This is a genomic window from Brevibacterium linens (assembly GCF_003999335.1).
Taxonomy (GTDB): Bacteria; Actinomycetota; Actinomycetes; order Actinomycetales; family Brevibacteriaceae; genus Brevibacterium; species Brevibacterium linens.
In genome coordinates this window covers 2508436-2533142 of the sequence record NZ_CP026734.1, presented here as the reverse complement: position 1 = coordinate 2533142, position 24707 = coordinate 2508436, and the positions used below count along the sequence as shown (strand labels likewise).

22 protein-coding genes are annotated in these 24707 nt (G+C 66.6%); 21 read left to right on the top strand and 1 reads right to left on the bottom strand.

Going from position 1 to position 24707, the window contains the following annotated elements; genetic code table 11:
* Positions 1–50 precede the first annotated feature (50 nt).
* The 21 genes from CXR29_RS11455 to CXR29_RS11355 all read left to right on the top strand — a co-directional run bounded on the left by CXR29_RS11455 (position 51) and on the right by CXR29_RS11355 (position 23434).
* Positions 51–515, top strand: a complete 465-nt coding sequence (locus tag CXR29_RS11455) for a ribosome maturation factor RimP (RefSeq protein WP_101553687.1) — start codon at positions 51–53, stop codon at positions 513–515.
* A gap of 137 nt (positions 516–652) precedes the next feature.
* Complete coding sequence (gene nusA, locus CXR29_RS11450) at positions 653–1615, top strand: transcription termination factor NusA (protein WP_101553688.1); 963 nt, start codon at positions 653–655, stop codon at positions 1613–1615.
* Positions 1616–1624: 9 nt separating this feature from the next.
* Positions 1625–1963 carry a YlxR family protein gene (locus CXR29_RS11445; protein WP_338142526.1) on the top strand — a complete coding sequence of 113 codons (339 nt, stop codon included), beginning with the start codon at positions 1625–1627 and terminating at the stop codon, positions 1961–1963.
* A gap of 130 nt (positions 1964–2093) precedes the next feature.
* Positions 2094–5024 (top strand): translation initiation factor IF-2, encoded by a 2931-nt coding sequence (infB, locus tag CXR29_RS11440; RefSeq protein ID WP_101553689.1) that lies wholly within the window; start codon positions 2094–2096, stop codon positions 5022–5024.
* 192 nt (positions 5025–5216) lie between these two features.
* Positions 5217–5651, top strand: a complete 435-nt coding sequence (rbfA, locus tag CXR29_RS11435; protein WP_025777281.1) for a 30S ribosome-binding factor RbfA — start codon at positions 5217–5219, stop codon at positions 5649–5651.
* Positions 5652–5842: 191 nt separating this feature from the next.
* Positions 5843–6757, top strand: coding sequence for a VldE C-terminal domain-containing protein (locus tag CXR29_RS11430; protein WP_127364586.1), 915 nt, complete (start codon positions 5843–5845; stop codon positions 6755–6757).
* 12 nt (positions 6758–6769) lie between these two features.
* Complete coding sequence (truB, locus tag CXR29_RS11425) at positions 6770–7738, top strand: tRNA pseudouridine(55) synthase TruB (RefSeq protein ID WP_127364585.1); 969 nt, start codon at positions 6770–6772, stop codon at positions 7736–7738.
* A gap of 100 nt (positions 7739–7838) precedes the next feature.
* Positions 7839–8459: a hypothetical protein gene (locus CXR29_RS11420; protein ID WP_127364584.1), complete on the top strand. Its 621-nt coding sequence runs from the start codon at positions 7839–7841 to the stop codon at positions 8457–8459.
* Positions 8449–8820 carry a hypothetical protein gene (locus CXR29_RS11415; RefSeq protein WP_127364583.1) on the top strand — a complete coding sequence of 124 codons (372 nt, stop codon included), beginning with the start codon at positions 8449–8451 and terminating at the stop codon, positions 8818–8820. The genes CXR29_RS11420 and CXR29_RS11415 overlap by 11 nt, the downstream gene beginning before the upstream one ends.
* Positions 8821–8921: 101 nt before the next feature.
* Complete coding sequence (locus CXR29_RS11410) at positions 8922–9860, top strand: bifunctional riboflavin kinase/FAD synthetase (protein ID WP_101553694.1); 939 nt, start codon at positions 8922–8924, stop codon at positions 9858–9860.
* A gap of 91 nt (positions 9861–9951) precedes the next feature.
* Positions 9952–10221 (top strand): 30S ribosomal protein S15, encoded by a 270-nt coding sequence (rpsO, locus tag CXR29_RS11405; RefSeq protein ID WP_039210907.1) that lies wholly within the window; start codon positions 9952–9954, stop codon positions 10219–10221.
* A 388-nt stretch (positions 10222–10609) separates the two neighbouring features.
* Positions 10610–12832 carry a polyribonucleotide nucleotidyltransferase gene (locus CXR29_RS11400; RefSeq protein ID WP_127364582.1) on the top strand — a complete coding sequence of 741 codons (2223 nt, stop codon included), beginning with the start codon at positions 10610–10612 and terminating at the stop codon, positions 12830–12832.
* 62 nt (positions 12833–12894) lie between these two features.
* Complete coding sequence (locus CXR29_RS11395; RefSeq protein WP_241241429.1) at positions 12895–14208, top strand: M16 family metallopeptidase; 1314 nt, start codon at positions 12895–12897, stop codon at positions 14206–14208.
* 76 nt (positions 14209–14284) lie between these two features.
* Entirely contained in the window at positions 14285–14890 is a 606-nt protein-coding gene (locus tag CXR29_RS11390; protein ID WP_101595191.1) for a TetR/AcrR family transcriptional regulator, read from the top strand.
* A 114-nt stretch (positions 14891–15004) separates the two neighbouring features.
* Complete coding sequence (locus CXR29_RS11385; protein WP_127364581.1) at positions 15005–16201, top strand: Glu/Leu/Phe/Val dehydrogenase dimerization domain-containing protein; 1197 nt, start codon at positions 15005–15007, stop codon at positions 16199–16201.
* Between the two features lie 4 nt (positions 16202–16205).
* Entirely contained in the window at positions 16206–18308 is a 2103-nt protein-coding gene (locus tag CXR29_RS11380) for an acetate--CoA ligase family protein (RefSeq protein ID WP_127364580.1), read from the top strand.
* Between the two features lie 2 nt (positions 18309–18310).
* Positions 18311–19945 carry a thiamine pyrophosphate-dependent enzyme gene (locus CXR29_RS11375; protein WP_127364579.1) on the top strand — a complete coding sequence of 545 codons (1635 nt, stop codon included), beginning with the start codon at positions 18311–18313 and terminating at the stop codon, positions 19943–19945.
* 70 nt (positions 19946–20015) lie between these two features.
* Positions 20016–21182 (top strand): acyl-CoA dehydrogenase family protein, encoded by a 1167-nt coding sequence (locus tag CXR29_RS11370; RefSeq protein ID WP_127364578.1) that lies wholly within the window; start codon positions 20016–20018, stop codon positions 21180–21182.
* A 211-nt stretch (positions 21183–21393) separates the two neighbouring features.
* Entirely contained in the window at positions 21394–22020 is a 627-nt protein-coding gene (locus CXR29_RS11365; RefSeq protein ID WP_101553700.1) for a superoxide dismutase, read from the top strand.
* A gap of 209 nt (positions 22021–22229) precedes the next feature.
* Complete coding sequence (gene dapB / locus CXR29_RS11360; protein WP_127364577.1) at positions 22230–22976, top strand: 4-hydroxy-tetrahydrodipicolinate reductase; 747 nt, start codon at positions 22230–22232, stop codon at positions 22974–22976.
* Positions 22976–23434, top strand: coding sequence for a tetratricopeptide repeat protein (locus CXR29_RS11355; RefSeq protein ID WP_127364576.1), 459 nt, complete (start codon positions 22976–22978; stop codon positions 23432–23434). Before dapB ends, CXR29_RS11355 begins: the two co-directional genes overlap by 1 nt.
* On the opposite strand, the gene CXR29_RS11350 is transcribed toward CXR29_RS11355, so the two are convergent.
* The gene (locus tag CXR29_RS11350; RefSeq protein WP_127364575.1) at positions 23397–24677 is read right to left on the bottom strand and encodes a heparan-alpha-glucosaminide N-acetyltransferase domain-containing protein; all 1281 of its coding nucleotides are present in this window, start codon (positions 24675–24677) and stop codon (positions 23397–23399) included. The genes CXR29_RS11355 and CXR29_RS11350 overlap by 38 nt on opposite strands.
* Between the last annotated feature and the right edge of the window lie 30 nt (positions 24678–24707).

Sequence of the window (24707 nt, the reverse complement as noted above, 5' to 3'; positions counted from 1 at the left end):
CCCCCTCGCCCCGCCTCGGCGACGGGGACGCACAAGGATATGGAGGAGACATGGACGAAGACGTCGAGCGGATCAAGGGCCTGCTCGCCCCGCCCCTGCAGGAGGCGGGATTCCACCTCGAGACCGTCAAGGCGGTCGCGGCCGGTCCGCGGCGCACGCTCACCGTCGTCGTCGACCTCGACGAATCGAGCACCGATCCGATGTCGATGGAGAAGATCGCCGAATCGACGAAGATCGTCGGCGACGCCCTCGACGAGGTCGAGATCTTCCGGGACAAGCCCTACCAGCTCGAGGTCACGAGCCCTGGCGCCACCCGGAAGCTCGAGACCCCACGCCACTTCCGACGCGTCATCGGCCGGCGTCTGGAGATCACGACGAAGAAGGACACCTTCAAGCTCGACCTCGCCGAGGTGGGGGAGAGCTCGATCACGGGCACGGACCCCCAGCGCAAGGAATCGAAGACGGTCGACCTCGGTGAGATCCGCAAGGCTCAGGTGGAACTGAAGTTCCGCTGAGGCGAACCTCACGCTCGGACGGCAGTGAGATGGCCCCAGCACGGACAGAGTGCGGGCGCGGACTGGGATAGACTGTTACGCCTGCATAAGTGAACACAGACAATTCAATGCTCGGTTGAGCGAGAGAGGATTTAGACATGGACATCGACCTCAATGTTCTGCGCGTGATCGAACGAGAGCGTGAGATTCCACTGGAAACCCTCATCGAACTCATCGAACAGGCGCTCTTCCTCGCCTACCAGAAGACCGAAGGAGCCTGGCCCGACGCCCGCGCCGAACTCGACAAGTCCACCGGCGAGGTGCGCATCCTGGCCGTGGAGTTCGACAACGACGACAACCCGATCGGCGAATTCGACGACACCCCCACCGGCTTCGGCCGCATCGCCGCCCAGACCGCCCGACAGGTCATCCACCAGCGGTTGCGCGATGTCGAGGACGAGACCCTGCTCGGCACGTTCAAGGGACGCGAGGGCGAGATCGTCTCGGGCATCATCCAGCAGGGCCGGGACCCGCAGATGATTCAGGTCGACATCGGCGACGTCGAGGCGGTGCTGCCGCCGCACGAACAGGTCCCCGGCGAGACCTACGCCCACGGCACCAGACTGCGCGTCTACATCGCCGATGTGCACAAGGGCACGAAGGGCACCTCGGTCACCGTCTCCCGCACCCATCCGAACCTCGTGCGCCGACTCTTCGCCCATGAGGCCCCGGAGATCGCCGACGGCACCGTCGAGATCGTGTCTCTGGCCCGCGAGGCCGGCCACCGGACGAAACTCGCCGTGCGCGCCACGAAGCCGGGAGTCAACGCGAAGGGATCGTGCATCGGCGAGCTCGGCTCACGTGTGCGGGCGGTGATGAACGAACTCGGCCAGGAGAAGATCGACATCGTCGACTACTCCGACGACCCGGCGAAGTTCATCGCCCACGCGCTGTCCCCGGCCAAGGCCAAGAGCGTCGAGATCCTCGACGCCGCCGCGCAGGAATCCCGTGCCGTCGTCCCCATCGACCAGCTGTCCCTGGCCATCGGCAAGGAAGGGCAGAACGCCCGCCTGGCGGCCAAGCTCACCGGGTGGAAGATCGACATCGTCGCAGGCGAGTAGCCTGTCGCAGTGATTCGCACCACTGGCCCCCTTGGCGCGAGCGGGGGTGCTGGTGCTGTAGAATCATTCATTGTGAATGTTGGTGATGGACCCGTAAGGACGTGCATCGCCTGTAGGCAGAGGGCCGGTCGGGACGAGCTGACACGCTTCGTGTTCCGCCCCGACCAGCATCCCGCCGTCGTCCATGACGTGTCAGCGACACTGCCGGGACGTGGTGCGTGGGTGCATCCCGATGAGAAGTGCCTGAACAGGGCCCTGACCACTGCCGCCTTCGCTCGATCCTTTCGAACGAAGATCACCGCCTCGGACCTCCCGAGGCCGGACACCGAACCCAAAGAGAACGGGTAGCCGAATGGATGACAAGTTGTGAGTGTCGCACGATGACACCCAGACGGAATTCGAGAGAGCAGTGAAATGAGTACTGCTCGTCATTGATGAGGTTCTTTCCTGACCGGGAAAGAACCCGGACAGGAGAACTGTGGCAAAGCCCCGTGTCCATGAGCTCGCGAAAGAGCTCGGCACAACAAGTAAGAACGTCCTCGAAAAGCTCCAGGACATGGGCGAATTCGTTCGCTCCGCCTCTTCGACGCTCGAAGCGCCCGTCGTGCGCCGCGTGAAGGAGGCATTCGCCGATTCCGCTTCCGCCGACGGTGGGAAGTCGACCGGCGCGAAGAAGGCCGCCAAGCCGGCCGCGAAGCCCGGAGCCCCGAAGCCCGGTGCGAAGCCCGCACCCAAGCCCGCCGCGAAGTCGGCTGCGAAACCGGGTGCTGCCAAGCCCGGTGCTGCCAAGCCCGCCGGAGCGGCGACGTCGGCCCCCGCCGAGGATGCCGCCCCCGCTGCGAAGTCCGCGCCGAAGTCCGCGCCGAAGCCCGGCGCCAAGCCGGCCGCACCGAAGGCCGATCCGACCGAGGCTCCCGCAGCCAAGCCGGCTGCCTCCTCGACGCCGAAGCCCGGTGCCCCGAAGCCGTCTGCCGCGCCCAAGCCCGGCTCCCCGAAGCCCGGAGCACCCAAGCCGGGTGCGGCGAAGCCCGGCGGTCGCGGTGCCGGACGTCCCGGAAACAACCCCTTCGCCTCCTCGCAGGGAATGCCGAAGCCCGGCCGCGGACCCAAGCCCGGCGGTCGCTCCGGCGGTCAGGGTGGCCAGGGCGGTCAGGGAGGCCAGGGCGGACGCCCCGGCAACAACCCGTTCGCGCCCTCGCAGGGAATGCCGAAGCCCGGTCAGAAGCAGCGCTCCGGCGGTGACGAGACCTCCGGCGGCTCGCGTCCGGCACCTCGCCCGGGCGCACCTCGCCCGAACCCGTCGATGCTGAAGAACTCGGCACTGAACAAGCCCGCTCCCGGCCGCGGTCGCGGCGGCGGACGCGGAAATGCCCCCGGCGGTGCACCCGGTGCACCGGGCGGCGGTCCCGGCGGACCGCGTCGCGGACCCGGCGGCGGTCCCGGTGGTCGCGGTTCAGGTCGCGGTCGCGGAAGCACACAGGGTGCATTCGGCCGCGGCGGCGGTCCCCGTCAGAAGGGACGCAAGTCGAAGCGGGCGAAGCGCGCAGAGCTCGAGCAGATGCAGGCTCCGTCGGTCGGCGGCGTCACCGTTCCGCGCGGAGACGGCAACACTCCGCTTCGTCTGCGTCGCGGCTCCTCGCTGGCTGACTTCGCCGAGAAGATCAACACCGATCCGACGAACCTCGTGACCGTGCTCTTCCACCTCGGTGAGATGGCCACGATCACGCAGTCCCTCGACGAGGCGACCTTCGAGGTCCTCGGCGAAGAGCTCGGCTACAAGATCGAGATCGTCTCGCCCGAAGACGAAGACCGTGAGCTGCTGGAGACCTTCGACATCGACCTCGATGCCGAAGCCGCAGAAGAGGACGACGAGGACCTGCAGGCACGTCCGCCGGTCGTCACCGTCATGGGTCACGTCGACCACGGTAAGACCAAGCTGCTCGACGCGATCCGCTCGGCCAATGTCGCTTCTCGCGAAGCCGGCGGAATCACCCAGCACATCGGTGCCTACCAGGCCGAGGTCGAGCACGAGGGAGAAGATCGCAAGATCACCTTCCTCGACACCCCGGGTCACGAGGCGTTCACCGCCATGCGTGCCCGTGGTGCGAAGTCGACGGACCTCGCGATCCTCGTGGTCGCCGCCGACGACGGCGTCATGCCGCAGACGATCGAAGCTCTCAACCACGCTCAGGCGGCCGATGTGCCGATCGTCGTGGCCGTGAACAAGATCGACAAGGAAGGCGCCAACCCCGCCAAGGTCATGCAGCAGCTGACCGAATATAACCTCGTGGCCGAAGAATACGGCGGCGAGACCATGTTCGTGCCGATCTCCGCGCTCAAGCGCGAGGGCATCGACCAGCTGCTCGAATCCGTTCTGCTGACCACCGATGCGGCCCTTGACCTGCGGGCGAACCCCGACAAGTCCGCTCGCGGCATCGCGATCGAAGCCAAGCTCGACAAGGGCCGCGGTGCGGTTGCCACCGTCCTCGTCGAGTCCGGCACCCTGCGTCAGGGCGATGCCATTGTCTGCGGCACCGCCTACGGACGTGTGCGTGCGATGTTCGACGAGAACGGAAACGTCGTCGAGGAGGCCGGACCCTCCCGCCCCGTGCAGGTGCTCGGTCTGTCGTCCGTCCCGCGTGCCGGTGACTCGTTCATCTCCACCGATGACGACCGCACAGCCCGTCAGATCGCTGAGAAGCGTGACGCCATCGAGCGCAACGCCGCTCAGGCCCGCGGTCGCAAGCGCATCAGCCTCGAGGACTTCACGAAGGCTCTGGCTGAGGGCAAGGTCGACATGCTCAATCTCATCCTCAAGGGTGACGTCTCCGGTGCTGTCGAAGCGCTCGAGGATTCGCTGCTCAAGATCGATGTGGGCGACGACGTCGACCTGCGGATCATCCACCGCGGCGTCGGTGCGATCACGGAGAACGACATCAACCTGGCCACGGTCGACAATGCGATCGTCCTCGGCTTCAACGTCCGTCCGGAAGCGAAGGCTCGCGACCTGGCAGACCGCGAAGGCGTCGACGTCCGCTACTACTCGGTCATCTACCAGGCGATCGACGACATCGAGTCCTCGCTCAAGGGTATGCTCAAGCCCGAGTACGAAGAGGTCCAGACCGGTACGGCGGAGATCCGCGAGGTCTTCCGTTCCTCGAAGTTCGGCAACATCGCCGGTTCGATCGTCCGCGACGGCCTCATCAAGCGGAACTCGACCGCTCGCGTCACCCGCGACGGAATCGTCATCGGCGACAACGTCCACATCGAATCGCTGCGTCGGTTCAAGGACGATGCGACCGAGGTCCGCGAGGGCTACGAGTGCGGTATCGGACTCGGCAAGTTCAACGACCTGCGCGTCGGCGACATCATCGAGACCTTCGAGATGCAGGAGAAGCCGCGCGACTGATCGGTCGCGGAGCGAGTCGCACCCGGTGGCTCGTCAGCGCAGCAGCGCTGACGAGGACAAGGATGGGACTCATACCGTGAATTGAAGGCTCCGGTCGGCCCCCGGATGGGGGACCGGCCGGAGCCGGTTCGATTCCACCGCTAATATAGGGCCGGAAGAGTTGTTCCGGCCCCGAACAGAAGGACACGCACCATGGCAGACTCGACACGGGCCCGCAAGATCGCCGACCAGATCAAGGTCATCGTCGCCAGCACCATCGAGCGCAAGCTCAAGGACCCCCGCCTCGGCTTCGTCACCGTCACCGATGTGCGCGTGACCGGCGATCTGCAGCACGCCACCATCTTCTACACCGTCTACGGCGACGACCAGGACCTCGTCGGCACCGGTCATGCCCTCGAATCGGCCAAGGGCTTCATCCGCTCCGAAGTGGGCAAGGGACTGACGATCCGTCTGACTCCGAGCCTCGAATTCATCGCCGATGCCGTCCCCGAGGCGGCCGCCCGTCTCGACGGACTGCTCGCGCAGGCTGCCGCCGACGACGCCCGCGTGGCCGGGCTGGCCAAGAACGCGCAGCATGCAGGTGAATCCGACCCGTACAAGAAGACCGACGACGCCGACGAAGACTGATGGCCGCATCCGACCGGCCAGATCATCGCTCCTGGTCATCGGCGGAGAACGGCAGAACGGCGGCTGAGGGGCGGATTTGAGCTTCGTCACGTCGCGAAAAAAGTTCTCGTAACAGTTTTGTTATCTTTCCGAGATGTCGTAGACTTCTTGCGGTAACGAAATGATTACGACTCTGTTAAGGGAATTCTGCATTGGGTAAGCACTCCTCACCGAAGCCGTCGTTCGCGAAGCAGCTGATCCGGGACCTGACTCCCGGCAAGCGCCCCGCCGGACGACGCGCAGCGAATGCGCCGTCCTCGGCGACTTCCGTGCTGGCGACCGTCAAGCAGCGTCCAGTCGTCGCCGCGATCGCCGTTCCTGCAGCCGCGACCGCCGCCGTCGTCGGTTCGACCGTTGTCATGGGGCCGCCCGAGTCCGGCAACGTCACCACCGAAGCCGCCTCGACGACGACCCCCGAGGAGTCGACCACTTCCTCGACCGTGAGCCAGAAGGAGCTCGACGCCGAACGCAAGAAGGCCGGCGAAGAGTACCTGGAGAAGGTCAAGGACGACCCGAAGTACAAGAACAAGTCCTCGAAGACCGACCTCGAGGTCAAGGCCCCGCCGAAGCCCAAGCCAACCGCCGAATCCTCGGCCGCTGCGAAGACGAGCGACGATTCGTCCTCCGACGAGAAGTCGAGCGATGAGAAGTCCTCCGACGAGAAGTCGAGCGATGAGAAGTCCTCCGGCGAAGGCGAAGGCACCTCCTCGGACACCTCGGCTCCGGCCTGCAGCGTGTCGTCGTCGATCGAGTCCGGTCTGCTGCCGAACGCCGTCAACGGCTACCGTGCCGTCTGCGCGAAGTTCCCCGAGGTCAAGACCTTCGGCGGACGTCGACCCGGCACCGGTTCGGACCACAACACCGGAGAAGCCGTCGACATCATGATCACCGGCTCCACCGGCGACCGCATCGCCGACTACCTCATCCAGAACCAGGGTGCTCTCAACGTCAAGTACGTCATCTGGGAGCAGCGCATCTGGATGCCCGGACGGGGCTGGAAGGGCATGGAGGACCGCGGAGGCGCGACCGCCAACCACTTCGACCACGTGCACGTGTCCTTCAACTGATCGCCGAACCCAGTGAGCGATTCTTCCCCACAGGGCGTCCTCGTCTGCGACAAGCCGCAGGGACTGAGCTCCCACGGTGTGGTCTCCCGCATCCGCCGCTGGTTCGGGACGAAGAAGGTCGGCCACGCCGGCACTCTCGACCCGATGGCCACGGGCGTGCTCGTCCTCGGCCTCGGCCGCGGCACCAAGCTGCTCACCTATATCACCGGGGTCTCGAAGACCTATTTCGCCACCATCCGTCTGGGGTCGTCGACCCCGACCGATGATGCCGATTCCGAGCCCGATCGCTTCGCGGACCCAGCCGACCTCGCCCGTGTCGACACCGCGGCCATCGAGGCCGCCGTGGCCGAGCTGCGCGGCCCCATCGATCAGGTCCCCAGCGCCGTCTCGGCGATCAAGGTCGACGGCAAGCGCTCCTATGCCCGCGTCCGCGCCGGCGAGGACGTCGCACTCAAGGCCCGTTGCGTCGAGGTCTCGGAGTTCCAGATCATCGACATCCGCTTCGCCGCCGAGGAGGGGCACATCGACGTCGACGTCGACGTCGACTGCTCGTCCGGGACGTATGTGCGCGCACTGGCCCGCGATATCGGCACCGACCTCGGGGTCTTCGGCCACCTCACCGCGCTCAGGCGGACGCGCGTCGGTGATTTCCACATCGACCGGGCCGCGACCCTGCCCGCGGACCTCGACGTTCCCGCCCCCACCCTCATCTCGCTCGCCGAGGCGGCCCGCACCCTGTTGCCGGTCGTCACCGTCGATGCCGGTCAGGCCAGGGCGCTCATGCAGGGGAAGACTGTTCCGTCCGGCGACTGGCATGCCGACCCCGCCCCCGACGCTGTTGGCCGGGCCGCCGCCGACACCGGCGGCTCAGAGAACCGCGAAGTGGCCGTCGTCTGCGACGATGCGCTCGTCTCCGTGGCCGAAGTTCGTCGCAGCGGCGGGCTGAAGTCACTGACCGCCTTCGCTATCGACCTCGCCTGAACGGGATCCGGTCGCTCCGCTGTCACAATGGAAAATGTTGTATTTGATAAATACAATCAAAAGTCTTGTATCTCTCGGTGCCATCTGATCTACTTGTCCTATGTTCGTCTTGACCATCGACCAGCAGGACTCGCGCTCACACGCCGACGCCGTGCCCCGCATCCTCGAGGCGCTGGCGCCGATCGAGACGATCGTCCCCTTCGCCCGCACCATCGGTGACGAGGTTCAGGGGGTCCTCGACGACCCTGATGCCGTCGCCGAGGCGGTCCGCCGCGTCGGCGTCGACGCCGGCTGGCATATCGGGATCGGAATCGGTGAGGTCGAACGGCCCCTGCCCGAGACCACCACCGAGGGCAGGGGAGCGGCCTTCTACGCCGCGCGCCAGGCTGTCGAAGCGGCGAAGTCCGCACCTGCAAACCTCGTCGTCGGTACCGACCCGGACAGTGACCATCGCGGCCTGGCTGAGGCGGCCCTGCGGCTGCTCATCAGTACGCTGAGCGAGCTGCGCAGCCACTCCCGCGGCTACGTCGGCTTCCGCCTCGACCACCCCGAGGCGACTCAGGCCGAAATCGCCGCAGAGTTCGACGTCTCCCAGCAAGCCGTCTCCCGGGTGCTGTCGGCCGGTCCCGCCGACATCGTCGCCGGCGCCGAGCACCTGGCTCGGCACCACCTCGCCCGCCTCCAACGAGCCCTGTCGGAAGGAGCCGCACATGTGGACTGAGGTGCTCGTCGCCATCGCCGCCGCCCTCGTCGCGGCGTTCATCGGCTGGCCGCTCGTGCCGCTCCTCCTTCGCCTGACCCATGCGGGCCCGGGAACCAGGCCCGCACACACCGGGGCCGAGGACCTCGAAGTCCTACGCGGCGGACTGTGGATCGGCATCGTCGAACGCGCACTCATCGCCGGAGCCATCGTGCTCGGACGACCCGAGCTCATGGCCGTGGTCATCGCGGTCAAAGGACTCGGTCGCTTCGCGGAGATCAAATCCTCGGCGGCCGCGGGGGAGCGGTTCATCATCGGCACCTTCGTCTCCATCGCCCTGGCCTCCCTCCTCGGCGTCATCGGCTGGGCGATCGTGGCCTGACCGGGGTCTCCCGGGTCTTCCCCGCCTCGGCGAGGTCCGGGTTAGGAGGCGGAAGATCTCTGCGATAATCTGAGTCGGTGCACGGAAGGAGCGAATGTCTGGTGGAGCTGTATCACGGACTCGGTGAAGTCGAGGTCGACGCTGTCGGCACCGTCGTCACCCTCGGCAACTTCGACGGCGTGCACCGCGGACACCAGACGGTCCTTGCCACCGTCGCCGCCCTGGCCCGGCAAGAGGGCCTGCGCTCGATCGCGATGACCTTCGACCCGCACCCGCGCACGGTCCACCGCCCCGACGACCCGACCGTGATGATCACCTCGACCCGGCAGCGCGCCGAGCTCATCGCCGCCACCGGAATCGACGGCCTGCTCATCCAGCCCTACGACCTCGACTTCGCCGCCCAGTCGGCCGAGGAGTTCGTGCGCAGATATTTCGTCGAAGCCCTGCACGCGAAGATCGTCGTCGTCGGCGACGATGTCCGCTTCGGGCGTGACAACGAAGGCACGATCGAGACTCTGCGCAGCCTCGGCGAGAAATTCGGCTTCCGGACCGAGACGATCGACGAGGTCGGGCGCGGGGGACGGTATTCGTCCTCCCGGATCCGGGAGCAGCTCACTGCCGGTGATGTCGCCGAGGCGGCCGATCAGCTCGGGCGCTACCACGCACTCCACGGCACCGTCGTCCACGGCGATGCCCGCGGACGCGACCTGGGATTCCCGACGGCGAACCTCTCGGACAATCCCGACGGACTCGTCCCCGCCGACGGCGTCTACGCCGGCTGGGCGACGTTCTCGGGTGAGGATCAGGCGTACCCGGCGGCGATCTCCGTGGGCACGAACCCGACCTTCCAGGGACAGGTCCGACGGGTCGAGGCGTACGTGCTCGACAAGGAGTTCGGCGAATTCGACGTCTACGACCGTGAGATGACTCTCGAATTCGTCTCGCGCATCCGCGGGCAGGTCGCGTTCACCGGGATGGACGACCTCATCGTGCAGATGCATGAGGATATCGCCGATGTGCGCGAGGTCCTGCACACCTGATAAGCTGATCTCTGCCGTTTTCACCGGTCGCGGTCCCATAGGGCAGAGACTTCAGGTCCCTGCGCCGCGCAACGACACGAAGGAGAACTCCATGGCTCTCGATACCGCTGTGAAGCAAGAGATCATCAAGGAATATGCAACTCATGAGGGCGACACCGGTTCTCCCGAGGTCCAGGTTGCACTGCTGACCCGCCGGATCACCGATCTGACCGAGCACTTCAAGGATCACAAGCACGACCACCACTCGCGTCGTGGCCTGCTGCTCCTCGTCGGCCAGCGTCGCCGCATGCTCAAGTACCTCGCGAAGGTCGACATCGAGCGTTACCGTTCGCTCATCAAGCGCCTCGGCCTGCGCCGCTGATTCGAGTCTGCTGATCAGCACCGTCTGATCGGACCGTCTCGAACTGTTCGGAAGCGTCCCACCTCTCGGTGGGGCGCTTTCGTGCTTCTGCGGTAGACTCATGCGTGGACGCACATGCCATGGACGTTTCGGTCTTCGGTAGTGGCCTCCGGAGGAACGCGCGCTGACACAGGCTTGCAGATGCAAGTGGCTGCCGGCACCGGTTCCGTGGGCCCCGATCGATGACCGGCGTGGATCCATGCATCGTCCACTGCCAATATCCCGCCGGAAGGGCGCGGGGCTTCGCACTGTGCAATGCAGGGCGCTGCCTCTTCGCGCCGAGGGGCCTCCCTCGAGCGTTGCAGGTCTTGCGATGACCGCCGCGCACCGGCACAAACTAGGAGACTACGTGGGACTCAACCCTGAATCCGCCGTTGCCCATATCGACAACGGCAGCTTCGGCAAACACACCATTCGCTTCGAAACCGGACGACTTGCCCAGCAGGCCGCCGGATCCGCCGTCGCCTACCTCGACGACGACACCATGCTGTTCTCGGCCACCTCGGCCGGAAAGAACCCCCGTGAGGGCTTCGACTTCTTCCCGCTGACAGTCGACGTCGAAGAGCGCATGTACGCCGCCGGCCGCATCCCCGGCTCGTTCTTCCGCCGTGAGGGACGCCCCTCCACCGATGCGATCCTCACCTGCCGCCTCATCGACCGTCCGCTGCGCCCCTCGTTCGTCAAGGGCCTGCGCAACGAGGTTCAGGTCGTCGTCACCGTGATGTCGGTCAACCCCGACCACATCTACGACGCCCTGGCCATCAACGCCGCTTCGATGTCGACCCAGCTGTCCGGTCTGCCGTTCTCCGGCCCCATCGGCGGTGTGCGCATCGCGCTCATCGACGGCCAGTGGGTCGCCTTCCCGAACCACTCGCAGCTTCAGGACGCCGTGTTCAACATGGTCGTCGCCGGTCGTGTTGTCGGTGACGACGTCGCCATCATGATGGTCGAGGCCGAAGCCACCGACAACGCCATCGACAAGATCAAGACCGGTGCGCAGGCCCCCACCGAGGAGGTCGTGTCCGAAGGTCTCGAAGCTGCGAAGCCGTTCATCGCAGAGCTCTGCCGCGCGCAGTCCGAGCTCGCCGATCGTGCCGCGAAGCCGACTGTCGAATTCCCCGTCTTCCGCGACTACGAGGACGACGTCTTCGAAGCGGTGAAGGAACTCGCCGAGGCGAAGCAGACCGAGAACTTCACCATCGCCGACAAGCAGGAGCGCGAAGCCGCCGGCGCCGCACTCCTCGACGAGCTCTTCGAGAAGCTCGGTGAGCGCTTCGAAGGCCGTGAGAAGGAGATCGCGAACGCGCTCAACGCGCTGACCAAGCAGGTCGTGCGCAAGCGCATCCTCACCGAGCAGGTCCGCATCGACGGTCGTGGGCTCAAGGACATCCGTCCGCTCACCGCCGAGACCAACGTCGTCCCGCGCGTGCACGGTTCGGCCATCTTCGAACGCGGCGAGACCCAGATCCTGGGTATCACCACGCTCAACATGCTCAAGCTCGAGCAGACGATCGATTCGCTCTCACCCGAGACCTCGAAGCGCTACATGCACCACTACAACTTCCCGCCCTATTCGGTCGGTGAGACCGGTCGTGTGGGCAGCCCGAAGCGTCGCGAGATCGGCCACGGAGCGCTGGCCGAGCGCGCCCTCGTGCCCGTTCTGCCCAAGCGCGAGGACTTCCCGTACGCGATCCGCGAGGTCTCCGAGGCCCTCGGTTCGAACGGTTCGACCTCGATGGGTTCGGTCTGCGCCTCGACGCTGGCCATGCTCTCGGCCGGTGTGCCGCTGCAGGCGCCCGTCGCCGGCATCGCCATGGGACTCGTCTCCGATGTCATCTCCACCGACCAGGGCGAGCAGACCGCGTACGCGGCTCTGACCGACATCCTCGGCGCCGAAGATGCCTTCGGCGATATGGACTTCAAGGTCGCCGGTACGCGTGACTTCATCACCGCGATCCAGCTCGACACCAAGCTCGACGGCCTTCCTGCCTCGGTGCTCGGTGCCGCACTCAAGCAGGCCCGCGAAGCACGCATGGTCATCCTCGACGTCATCGCAGAGGCCATCGACGCCCCGGCCGAGATGGCACCGACGGCACCGCGGATCATCTCCGTGAACATCCCCGTCGACAAGATCGGTGAGGTCATCGGGCCCAAGGGCAAGATGATCAACCAGATCCAGGAGGACACCGGCGCGGACATCAGCATCGAAGACGACGGAACCGTCCTCATCGGTGCCACGGACGGACCGGCCGCCGAAGCCGCCCGTTCGATGATCAACGCGATCGCGAACCCGCAGGTTCCCGAGGTCGGCGAACGCTACCTGGGCACCGTGGTCAAGACGATGAGCTTCGGCGCATTCGTGTCCCTGACCCCGGGCAAGGACGGCCTGCTGCACATCTCCGAGCTGCGTAAGCTCAACGACGGCAAGCGCGTCGAGGATGTCGAGGACGTCGTCGGTGTGGGCCAGAAGGTCCAGGTTGAGATCACGAAGATCGATGACCGCGGCAAGCTCTCGCTGGCTCCGGTCACCGACGAAGACGAGAAATCGGACGAAGAGGGATCAGACAACTGATACTGAGCAGTTCGCACACCGGGGAGGGCAGCCGAATCGATCGGTCTGTCCTCCCCGGTGGTTTGACGCTGACCACCGAACACATGCCGGGCCTGGCCTCGGAGACGATCGGGATCTGGGTCGCAGCCGGGTCCCGCGACGAATCCGCCGAGACCGCCGGGTCGACGCATTTCCTCGAACACATGCTGTTCAAGGGCACCGGGTCGAGGGATGCGAAGTCCATCGCCGCGGCCTTCGACCGCACCGGCGGGGATTCGAATGCGATCACCGCCAAGGAGCTCACCTGCTACTACTCCCGGTGCCTGGTGACCGACCTGCCGAACATCACCGGGCTGCTCGTCGACATGGTCTCGAACTCCCAGCTCGATACCGAGGAGTTCGAACGCGAGCGCGGAGTGATCATCGAAGAGCTCGCCATGTCCGCCGATGATCCCGGCGACGTCCTCTTCGACGACTTCGATTCCCTGGTCTTCGGTTCGCACTCCCTGGCCCGGCCCGTGGGTGCGACGAAGGATCAGATCCGCGTGCTCGGCCACCACACGGTCATCGACCACTATCAGTCGACGTACATTCCGCCTCGTCTGGTCATCGCCGCCGCTGGCGGTGCGACCCATGAAGAGGTCCTCGCGATGGTTGAGGATGCCCTCGCCGAGGCGGGGCTCGGATCTCGTGCCGACGTCTGGTCGGGTGCGGGGAGCGTGGTTCACGGTGCGGACTCGGTGGGCACCGGCGACGCGGACGGCGGGGCCGCCTCGGTGGCGAAAGGCTCGCACCTCGGTGGGGCCGCCCGGGTGCGTCCGGAATTCCACTCCGGGAAGTCGCATACGGTCAAGGACATCGAACAGCTGGGCATCATGCTCGGCTGCGAAGGTCTGGAAGAAGGCCATGACGACCGGTTCATCTACTCGGTCATGCTCACGATGCTCGGCGGCGGAATGTCGTCGCGACTGTTCCAGAGCGTGCGCGAGGAGCGCGGACTGGCCTATGCCGTGAACTGTGTGGCCAGCCAGTTCACGGATACCGGCACCTTCGGCATCTATGCCGGCTGTACGGCCGAGAACGGTCAGGCCGTCGTCGACCTGGCCATGAGCGAATGGGACCGGTTGGCGCACGAGACGCCGAGCCAGTTCGAGCTCGACGAGATCGTGTCCCAGCTCTCAGGCTCGATGGTGCTCGGTCTCGAGTCCTCTGCGGCGCGGATGAACCGTCTCGCGCGGTCGGAGATCTTCGGGCTGCCGCTCGAATCGCCGATGGACCTCATCGAACGTGTCCGCTCGGTCACGCCCGAGGACGTCAGCGAGATGGCCGGGCGGCTGCTGTCGCGGCCCAAGGCTCTGGCGCTGGTCGGACCGGCAGCCGAGGTTGAGCTGCCCTGAGCGCGTTGCCGCGTGCAGGGCTTCGGCTCTCGGTCGCGGGATGCCCGTCAGCAGGAACGTAGAAGGGGTAGGCGAGATGGCGAGGAAGAACGCGGCGGTCCGTCGGGAGGAGATCCTGGCGGCCACGGTCGAGGAGATCGAGGCAACGGGTCTGCGCGGGCTGCGCGTCTCCGACGTCGCTGCCCGTCTGGGTTTGAGCGCCAGCCTCGTCATCTACCACTTCGAGACGAAGGAAGCCCTCGTGGCCGAAGCCTTCGACTTCGCCGGGCGGCAGGACATCGACCATGCCAGGGAACTGGCAGCTGGGGCTGCCTCGGCGAGGGGGAGTGCTTCGGCTCTCCAGCGATTGCGGGACGTCGTCGGCTGGTACCTGCCCCGCGGGTCCTCGCGCAGCTGGAAGATCTGGATCGACGGCTGGTCGGCCGGACTCGTCGACGACGCTCTGCGGTCGACGTTCGCCGCTCTCGACCAGGAGTGGAAGTCGATCCTCGTGGGCCTCATGGACGAGGCCATCGCGGCAGGCGAATGCTCGGCCCCGGACGGTGGCACCGAGGCGTGTGCGACCCGGGTACTGGCCTTCCTCGACGGTCTGGCGATCCAGGTGATGGTCAATTCGCAGGCCGTCGATTCCGGGCAACCGGGTGCCTGGGTCGACGACTTCCTCCACCGCGAACTCGGGTGAGTACGCCCCTTGACGTGGTGGGCATCGCGCCGTCAGACTTGAGTCGTACACGTTACTGAATAGCGATTCAGTAAGGCTTGGACGTCATCTGCTCCCGACTCTCCTGGAGGCCCCATGTTCATGGACATCACCTGGCAGGACTCTGTCACCGGCGCGGCAGGCTATGTCGTCATCGACACCCTCGTGCGCGGCACCGCGTCGGGCGGACTGCGTATGCGCAAGGGCTGCTCACTCGACGAAGTGCGCGGACTCGCCCAGGGGATGACCCGCAAGGAAGCCATCCACCTCCGCGAGGGCCGACACTATGTGCCCGTCGGCGGTGCCAAGGGTGGCATCGACTTCGACCCCCGCGCACCCGGAGCCAAGGACGTCCTCGAACGCTTCCTCGTCGACATCAATCCGATCATGCACGCCTACTGGGCTCTCGGCGAAGACCTCGGTGTCCGCCAGGACGACATCGACGAGATCCTCGACCGCCGCGCACTCGGCTCAGGACTGTCCGCCGTCGACAAACTCGTCGACGATCCGGCCGCCGTCGAAACCCGCGCGGACAAGGCGTTCTCCACCATCGTCGACGGCCTCGCCCAGGACGAACTCGTCGGCGGCCTCGGCGTAGCCACCTCGGTGCTTGCCGCCCTGCACGACGCCGGCCGCGCCCCCGGTGAATCCACAGCCGTCATCCAAGGATTCGGCTCCATGGGCGGAGCCACCGCCCACTACCTCGCCGAGGCGGGACTGCGCATCGTCGGCATCGCCGATGCCGACGGATTCGTCACCAACCCCGCGGGACTCGACGTCGAAGCGCTGCTGATCACCCGCGACCAGTTCGGCGGCATCGATCGCGCAGCACTGCGCCCCGAGGACCACGTCGGCGATCGTGACGACTGGCTCGCCGCCGACGCCGACGTCCTGATCCCTGCTGCCGTGAGCTACTCGATCACGCCGGACAACTGCGACCGCATCACCGCCTCACTCATCGTCGAGGCCGCGAACATGCCCGTCCTGCCCGCAGCCGAAGAGACGCTGCAGACCCGCGGCGTCACCGTCATCCCGGACTTCCTCGCGAACTCGGCGACGAACGCCTGGTGGTGGTGGGTGACCTTCGGCGACGTCGACGGCAGTTGGGACGACAGTCGCACCATCGTCACCACCACCCTGCGCGACCTCACCGCCGAAGTCCTCATCGCCGCCCGCGACCAGGGCATCAGCCCCCGGGCGGCAGCCCAGGCGAAGGTCGATGCGAACCTCGCCGCGCTCCACGCGGCCTCTGCCGAAAACACCGCCGCCCCCGCCTCGGCGCTGGAAAGCTAGCGACATGGACGCGTTCTTCGATCCCGCCAGCGTCGCCGTCCTCGGTGCCTCGAACGATTCCAGCAAATGGGGTTTCTGGCTCGCCGCCGGAGCCCTGCGCGGATCCGAGCGCCGCCGCGTCTACCTCATCAACGCCACAGCCGCCTCGATCCAGGGTCGGCCGACATTCGCCCGCCTCAGCGACCTGCCGGAGACCCCGGAGCTGCTCGTCATCTCCGTGCCCGGCCCGACCGTCGCGGCAGTCGTCGCCGAAGCACTCGAGAACGGAGTGCGCGCCTTCCTCATCATCTCCGCCCGCGTCCCCGACGCCGACGCATTGGCTGCCACGATCCGTGAAGCCGGCGGCCGCCTCATCGGCCCGAACTCCTTAGGGCTCGTCGACTCACACGCTGATCTGCTCCTGGCCTGGGGCAATTTCACCCCCGGAAGTCTTGCCGTGGTCACCCAGAGCGGACAGCTCGGCACGGAGATCGCCACCCTCGCGGCCCGCAGCGGACTCGGCATCTCCCGGTTCGCGTCGATCGGCGGCCAATCCGACGTCCGCGCCGCCGAAGTGCTCACCACCCTCGTCGACGACCCCGCCACCGCTCAGGTCGCGCTCTACCTCGAATCCTTCACCGGCGGCGCCGCCCTCGTCTCCGCCCTCAAAGCCCTGCGCGCCGCCGGGAAGCCGACGATGATCCTGACCACCGGAGCCTCCAATGCAGGAGCGCGACTGGCACGATCCCACACCGGGTCGATGACCACGGCCATGGACACCATCGACGCCGCCTGCCGGGCCGCCGGCTCCATTCGCCTGACCACCCCCGGCCAGCTCGTCGAACTCGCCGGATTCTTCGCCTCGGCCTGGCTGCCGAACGGCCCGCGCATCGGTGTGCTCTCCGACTCCGGCGGGCAGGGAGCGATCGCCGCCGACACCGCCGAGAGCTGGGGTCTCAATGTCACCGAACTGACACCGACCACGCGACAACGTGCCGCCGGAATCCTCACCGACGCCGACCACATCGACAACCCCATCGACCTCGACGGCGCAGGAGAGAAGAACCTCGACGTCTACGCGGACCTCGCCGAGGTGCTGCTGACCGATACGGACATCGACGCCGTCGTCCTGTCCGGATACTTCGGCTGCTACGGCGAGGACGTCCCCGACCTCATCGACCGGGAACTGGCCGTCGTCGACCGGTTGGGTGACCTCGTCGCCGAGGCGAAGAAACCCGTCATCGTCCACTCGATGAGCGCATCCTCGCCGGCCGTCACCCGCCTCTGGGAGCTCGGCGTCCCCGTCTGCACCTCCATCGAAGCGGCCATGCGCGTGCTCGCCCGCGCCGACTTCTACGCCGCCCATTCGGGCCGGCTCACCGAACCACTCGAACTCACCGGCCCCGTCACCCCGTGGGGCACCGGATACGCCGCCGCCCGAGCGGTGATCGAGGACGCGGGGATTCCCGTCCCTGCCGCTGTCACCGTGGGCAGCGTGGGCCCGGGGGAGACCCGCGCACCCACCGAGGCGGTCCCGGAATCCGGACTCAATCCACCGTTCGCGCTCAAGGCCGGATGGCCTGCTCACAAGACCGAGGTCGGGGGCATCGCACTGGGGTTGAACGACCTCCACGCGGTCGAAACGGCGTATGCGGACATGGTGGGCCGCCTCGGCGATGGTGAGTACATCCTCGAGGAGATGGACACACGTGACCATGTCGTCGAGATCCTCGTCGGGGGTCGGCAGGACGAGAACTTCGGGCCGCTCGTCATCGTCGCCGCCGGCGGGACGGAGACCGAACTCTTCGCCGATACGTGGCTCGAACTCGCCCCCGTCACCCATGCCGAAGCCGGTGACATGATCGCGCGGCTGAGCTGCTCGCGGCTGCTCACCGGATGGCGGGGCAGGCCCGCCGCAGACATCGACGCCCTGGCCGAGGTCATCGTCGCGGTGTCCCGACTGGTGGCCGGGAACAACGCCATCGCCGAAATCGAGATCAACCCGGTGCGAGTCGCCCCGGACGGCGCCCTGGCTGTCGACGCACTCGTCGTGACAACGGACTACCCGCCAGCGGAGAACGTGTCAGCAGGGAATGTGTCAGCAGAGAACCCGAACAGCGAGGACTGAGAATGGACCAGACGACCACCACCGGCGGGGCACATCTGGCTCGCGCACTCCAGGCCGAAGGGATCACCCGTGTCTTCGGGATCCCCGGCACCCATAACCTCGAGATCTTCGCGCAGCTGAGTGCCGCCGGAATCGCCATCGTCTCACCCCGCCACGAACAGGGCGCGGGCTATATGGCCGACGGCGCCGCCCGCGTCACCGGTGAGGTGCAGGTCGTCGTCACGACCACCGGACCGGCCGCGCTCAATGCGCTCACCGCCCTGCTGCAGTCCTTCACCGACTCCGTACCCGTCCTCCTCATCACGCCGGGCATGCCGCTGACCCACCCCGGCCGCGGCAACGGGCTCCTCCATGAGGTTCGCGATCAGTCCGCGGCTCTCTCAGCCGTCCTCACCGAGGTCATGCGGGTCACGAGTCCCGGCGAGGTGTCGCTGGCGGTGGGGCAGACACTGTCGGCGATGCGTTCGGGGCGGACCCGTCCGGCCGCAATCGAGATCCCGCTCGATCTCATCGAAGCCGCCGGCCCCGGAACACGCCACCCGTCCGTGACCCGGGCACTGCCGGCTCCCGTGCCCACAGCGATCGATGCCGCCGCCGAGGCGATCGCCGGTTCGACGCGACCGCTCATCATCGCCGGCGCCGGAGCTCACGGAGCAGGAGAGGAGGTCGCAGCGTTGGCGGAGACGCTCGGAGCGGGAATCGTCCTGTCGTCGAATGCGAAGGGACTCGTCGACGACCGCGCCGAGACCACCATCGGCGCCATCGGGGTCCTCGAACTGCTCCCCGAGCTCACGGGCGATGCCGATGCGGTCATCGCGATCGGCACCGAACTGGCCCCCAGCGACTTCTGGCCCGACCCCCTGCCGCTGCCCGACACCGTCGTGCGCATCGACATCGACGAGGTGCAGATGCTCACGAACGCTGACGTCAGCCATCCGATCCTCGCCGCCGCGAAGGACGCGACAGCCGCCCTGAACGAGCGGATGTCCGTGCAGCGGACGGAGTCCGCGACCATCGCCGCACGGGACTGGACGGGCGGCTGGAAGGCAAGGGCCGCCTCGGCGATGGAATCCGACGGTCGACCCTGGGCCGATCTCTCGACGGCACTCACCGCGTTCGCGGAGACCGACGACTCGCCGCTCATCGTCGCGGCGGACTCGACGATGGCCTGCTACTACGGGGCGCAGACCGGGTGGAAGGCCCGCCCCGGTGACCGGTTCCTCTACCCGGCAGGGGCGGGCACGCTCGGCTTCGGTCTGCCCGCCGGAATCGGTGCGAAACTCGCGGCTCCGCAGGCCAGAGTGGTCGCGGTCGAAGGCGACGGGGGAGCGATGTTCACGATCGCCGAACTCGCCGCAGCCGTCCAGGCAGGCGTGCGGATGAGCCTCATCATCGTCGACAACGGCGGGTACGGGGAGATCCGCAACGAGATGGACGACCGCGGGGACACCCCGTCCGGGGTGAAGCTGACCGGACCGGACTTCCCGGCGCTGGCGCAGGCGATGGGGGCACGCGGGGTCCATGTCGACGGGGCAGATGCGCTGCTGGCCGCTCTCACCGAGGCGGAAGCAGCAAATGGTCCGACACTCATCCACATCACCGAGGATTCCCGGGCCGGAGCGGACATGCTCGACTGACTGGGGACGAGGGACGTCGGTCGGGCGCAATGGGGCGCCCGACCTCCACTGACAATGCGAAGGAGAACCGATGAACTACACACCGTGGCCGCTGACCGATGAACAGCACGACATCCTCGACCTCGTGCGCGGATTCGCTCACGACACGATCCGACCGGCCGGTCGCCGCGTCGACGAAGCCGACACCGAATCGCCCGTCGACATCTTCACCGCAGCCGCGAAGCTCGGGATCACCGACTTCATGATCCCCGAGGAATTCGGCGGCGGCGGATTCACCGATGTCTTCACCCAATGCCTCGTCCAGGAACAGCTGTGCTTCGGGGATCCGGGCATCGGGAACTTCGTGTGCTCGAACGGCTTCTTCGCCGACCCGATCCTCGCATTGGGCACGCCGGAGCAGAAAGAGGAGTGGCTGCGACCTCTCACGGGGCCGGAGCCGAAGATCACGGCGCTGGCGACGACGGAACCCGGCTCCGGATCGGATTCGGCGTCGATCATCACCCGGGCGGATGCCGTCGACGGCGGGTACGTGCTCAACGGGCAGAAGGCCTGGATCTCGAACGCGGGGCTCGCCGACTTCTACGTCGTCTTCGCCAAAACCGACTCCTCGCAGCGTTCGCGCGGGATCAGCGCATTCCTGCTGCCGCGGGAGACCGAGGGGATGGAGTTCGGGGCGCCGATGAAGAAGATGGGACAGCGGGCCATCGTGTGTCGGGAGATCTTCCTCTCCGACGCCTTCGTGCCCACTTCGGGCCGCCTCGGCGAGGAAGGGCAGGGCTTCTACGGACTCATGCGCACCTTTGACAACTCACGGGTGGTGCTCGGGGCTGCGGCGCTCGGCACGGCACGGGCGGCCTTCGAATATGCGCGTGACTATGCGCGAGAGCGCACACAGTTCGGGACGAGGATCATCGATCATCAGGCCGTGGCGTTCCGGCTGGCGGATATGTCCTCGCGGATCGACGCCGCGTGGCTGCAGGTGCTCAACGCGGCGCGGATGCTCGACGCCTGTGACGCCGTGGGCCGGGAGAAGACGACGGCCGCGGCGGCCATGGCGAAGCTGAACGCCTCGGAAACGGCGATGTTCTGCACCTGGGCGGCCGTGCAGACCCTCGGCGGATGGGGGTATTCGCGAGAGCACCCGGTCGAGCAGTGGATGCGCGATGCCAAGCTCGAGGAGATCGAGGAGGGCACCTCGGACATCATGCGGCTGCTCATCTCACGCAACCTCGGGTGAAACCGTCACCGGCACGCAGGTGGCGGTGGCAGGTTGACGTCGGGGCCGCCTCGGTGAGGGAGTCAGCCTTTCCGGAACGGCGTCGAGATGTCACCTCGCGTCATATGGAATAGGTTGCCGAATCCCCTTGTTGTCCGAGATGAGACCCTGGGATAGGGTCGAAATGAAGCCACCGATGTGGTGGTCATCAAATCTGATCAGGAGGAATCTCATGGCTGAGCAGTACACACTTCCGGAACTGCCCTACGACTACTCCGCTCTTGAGCCGCACATCTCGGCTCGCATCATGGAGCTGCACCACGACAAGCACCACGCCACCTACGTCAAGGGCGCCAACACCGCCGCCCAGCAGCTGGCCGAAGCCCGCGAGTCCGGCAACCTCGCGAATGTGCCGAAGCTGACCCGCGACCTCGCGTTCAACCTGGGCGGTCACGTCAACCACTCGATCTTCTGGAACAACATGTCCCCGGACGGTGGAGACAAGCCGGTCGGTGAACTCGCCGCAGCCATCGACGACCAGTTCGGTTCGTTCGACAAGTTCCGCGAGCACTTCACCACCGCGGCCACCACGATCCAGGGCTCCGGCTGGGCCGTCCTCGTCTACGACCAGCTCGGCGGGAACCTCTTCATTGAGCAGCTCAAGGACCAGCAGTCCGACATCCAGCTCGGGGGCACCCCGGTTCTGCAGCTCGACATGTGGGAGCACGCCTTCTACCTCGATTACCAGAACGTCAAGCCCGACTACGTCAAGGCTTGGTGGAACATCGTCAACTGGGCAGACGCCGGCGCACGCTTCGACCGCGCAGTCGCTCAGACCAAGGGCCTCCTCCTCGGCTGAGACCCCAATTGCTACCTGACGGCGGCTCAGCAACCTCGCGCGAGGTTGCTGGGCCGCCGTCACGTAGTAACAAGAGTGTTCGGAGGGTCACTGGATGTGAAGAGAACTGCCGTGGGTCGCTAGACTGACTGGCGGAGATCGTTCCGGTCGCTTCGCTTCGGCCAGACCGGCACACCTCGCAGGGATCATCGCACAAGGAGTCACAGCATATGAGCATTCGCGTAGCCGTCATCGGAGCCAAGGGTCGGATGGGATCCCACGCCGTCGATGCGATCAACGACGCCGAAGGACTCGAACTCGTCGCCGCACTCGGCAGCAGCGATTCGCTGGAGACCCTGCTGGAGCAGAACATCGACGTCGCCGTCGAACTCACCGTGCCCAAATCCACCGAGGACAATGTCCGCTTCCTCGTCGAGAGCGGCATCGACACCGTCGTCGGCACCACCGGCTGGGACAACGACCGTCTGGCCCGCCTCGAGGACACACTGAAGGACCACCCCAAGACCGCGGTGCTCATCGCCCCGAACTTCTCGATCGGTGCCGTCCTGGCCATGCGCTTCGCCGAACTCGCGGCTCCCTACTTTGACTCGGCCGAAGTCGTCGAGATCCACCACACCCGCAAACTCGACGCCCCGTCCGGCACGGCGAACCACACGGCCCAGCGCATCGCCGCCGCCCGCAATGCCGCCGGACTGCCCGCCGTTCCCGACTCCACCGAATCCGATCCGCAGGGTGCACGCGGCGCCGTCATCGACGGAATCCACGTCCACGCCATCCGTCAGCAGGGCATGAACGCCCACGAGGAGATCCTCTTCGGCTCCGACGGCGAAGCCCTGACCATCCGCACGGACTCGCACTCCACCTCGGCGTTCATGCCCGGCATCGTCACCGCCGTGCGGTCCATCGCTGATTACACGGGGCTCATCCACGGCCTCGAGAACATGCTCGACCTCTGATGTCGAAGGCCAAGATCGGGGCGATCATCGTCTCCGTCGTCCTCGTCTTCTACTTCGTCCTCATGGGCCAGCGGGCGTGGATCCTCGTGCGCGAACCCGCGATGATCCCCACGATCATGGGCATCGCCCTGTTCGTCCTGCCCGTCATCGGCGCCTGGACGCTCATCGTCGAACTCGTCTTCGGTGCCCGTACGGAGAAGCTCGCGCGCATCCTCGGGGAGGAAGGCGGACTGCCCGTCGACGACCTGCCCAGGACACCGGGCGGGAAGATCATCCGCGAGGCCGCCGACAGGGAATTCGTGAAGTACCAGGCCGAAGCCGAGGCCGCACCCGAGGACTGGCGGTCCTGGTTCCGGCTCTCGTGTGCCTACGATGCCAGCGGCGACCGCAAACGAGCGCGCGCCACGATGCGCAAATCGATCAGCCTTTTCCGGGACGGTCAGAAGCAGGGCGCTTAGGTCCCGGCGACGCCACCCTGATGATGCCCGCGATTCCGCCTTCCAACGGGCCGCGGGCGCTGACAAATGCTTTCCACAGCAGAGGCAGCAGCACGAATGTGAGTGCGTGGATGACGAACTCGAGAGTCTGCTCGTCCGTCGTTGCGGACTCCTCCATCGGATTGCCGACGATCTGAGATCTCGTGATCTCCAACAGCACGACGTGCGCCGAATACACGCTCAACGGCATCGATCCCGGCGCCGACAACGGTGCAAGCGCCCACGACCGACGACCCAAGAGCACCGCAGCAGCCTGGCAGGCAGCGATCGTCATCACCGCGGTGCCGCCTGTGGAGAGCAGATCGAACGGCGTCCCCGAATGCGGTCCCGCGATCGCCAGCCACCACCACGACGTCGCCGGAGTGACCCCGTAGCTGCCGGTGAACAGGGCCGCCGTGAGATCCGTGCCCCACATCTGCGACACCTCCACGAGCGCGGCATCACCGCCGTAGACATTGAGCAGAATCCACGAAGCACCGCGTCCGAGAACGAAGAGCCCGAGTCCGGCGGTGAACAGTGCAAGCAGGTGGCGTCCGATGTCGAGCTTCGCCACGGCCATGCCGAGTAGAATGTACGACAGCCACTGGAGCACCGGGTAATAGCCGGTGAGGAAGAGGTCGGTGAGCATCGTCCCCGGCGTTGCGAAGTCGAAGAAGCCCATCGGCAGGTAGCTCGGTTCGAGGAGGAACGTCGAACGCACCCACATCGAGACGACGGGGGAGACGACCATCCAGACCCCAGCGATCGTGAACAGCGCCCCGGCCCGCAATCGCAGGAAGAACAGGGCGAGGGCGAACATGATCCCGTAGTTGACGAGGATGACCGCGAGCAGTCCAGAGATCGACCCGAGGCAGAGCCCGATGAGGACGATGGCCGCCGCCCTGATGAGCACGCTCGGCGCCGCATCGCGCAAGCGGCCCGATTCCGCCATCCGTGACCGGGTCGAGAGCACCAGAGAGCAGCCGGCGAGGACGGCGAACAGCGCCGAGGCGCGCCCGGCGAAGATCGCTGCCCAGGTCGGCATCCCCGTCTCGTCGCCGAGCGCGAAGATGTGCGTGACCATCATCGCCAAGAGAGCGATCCCGCGGGCGACATCGAGTCCGATGAGGCGACCGTCGGGGCTGAGCCGCCGGGCAACCCTCGCCGAGGTGGCCGTGGAGTCCGCGTCGTGCGCTCGGTGAGGTTCCGCCGGGTGAGAGCTCATGGAACGATTCTCACACGACATCACATCTGC

What these genes read in the sequence shown, in the direction of transcription:
- CXR29_RS11455 (WP_101553687.1), top strand. Translation starts at nt 51, where the DNA reads ATGGACGAAGACGTCGAGCGGATCAAGGGCCTGCTCGCCCCGCCCCTG.
- nusA (WP_101553688.1), top strand. Translation starts at nt 653, where the DNA reads ATGGACATCGACCTCAATGTTCTGCGCGTGATCGAACGAGAGCGTGAG.
- rbfA (WP_025777281.1), top strand. Translation starts at nt 5,217, where the DNA reads ATGGCAGACTCGACACGGGCCCGCAAGATCGCCGACCAGATCAAGGTC.
- CXR29_RS11420 (WP_127364584.1), top strand. Translation starts at nt 7,839, where the DNA reads ATGTTCGTCTTGACCATCGACCAGCAGGACTCGCGCTCACACGCCGAC.
- CXR29_RS11415 (WP_127364583.1), top strand. Translation starts at nt 8,449, where the DNA reads ATGTGGACTGAGGTGCTCGTCGCCATCGCCGCCGCCCTCGTCGCGGCG.
- rpsO (WP_039210907.1), top strand. Translation starts at nt 9,952, where the DNA reads ATGGCTCTCGATACCGCTGTGAAGCAAGAGATCATCAAGGAATATGCA.
- CXR29_RS11390 (WP_101595191.1), top strand. Translation starts at nt 14,285, where the DNA reads ATGGCGAGGAAGAACGCGGCGGTCCGTCGGGAGGAGATCCTGGCGGCC.
- CXR29_RS11385 (WP_127364581.1), top strand. Translation starts at nt 15,005, where the DNA reads ATGTTCATGGACATCACCTGGCAGGACTCTGTCACCGGCGCGGCAGGC.
- CXR29_RS11380 (WP_127364580.1), top strand. Translation starts at nt 16,206, where the DNA reads ATGGACGCGTTCTTCGATCCCGCCAGCGTCGCCGTCCTCGGTGCCTCG.
- CXR29_RS11375 (WP_127364579.1), top strand. Translation starts at nt 18,311, where the DNA reads ATGGACCAGACGACCACCACCGGCGGGGCACATCTGGCTCGCGCACTC.
- CXR29_RS11370 (WP_127364578.1), top strand. Translation starts at nt 20,016, where the DNA reads ATGAACTACACACCGTGGCCGCTGACCGATGAACAGCACGACATCCTC.
- CXR29_RS11365 (WP_101553700.1), top strand. Translation starts at nt 21,394, where the DNA reads ATGGCTGAGCAGTACACACTTCCGGAACTGCCCTACGACTACTCCGCT.
- dapB (WP_127364577.1), top strand. Translation starts at nt 22,230, where the DNA reads ATGAGCATTCGCGTAGCCGTCATCGGAGCCAAGGGTCGGATGGGATCC.
- CXR29_RS11355 (WP_127364576.1), top strand. Translation starts at nt 22,976, where the DNA reads ATGTCGAAGGCCAAGATCGGGGCGATCATCGTCTCCGTCGTCCTCGTC.
- CXR29_RS11350 (WP_127364575.1), bottom strand. Translation starts at nt 24,677, where the DNA reads ATGAGCTCTCACCCGGCGGAACCTCACCGAGCGCACGACGCGGACTCC.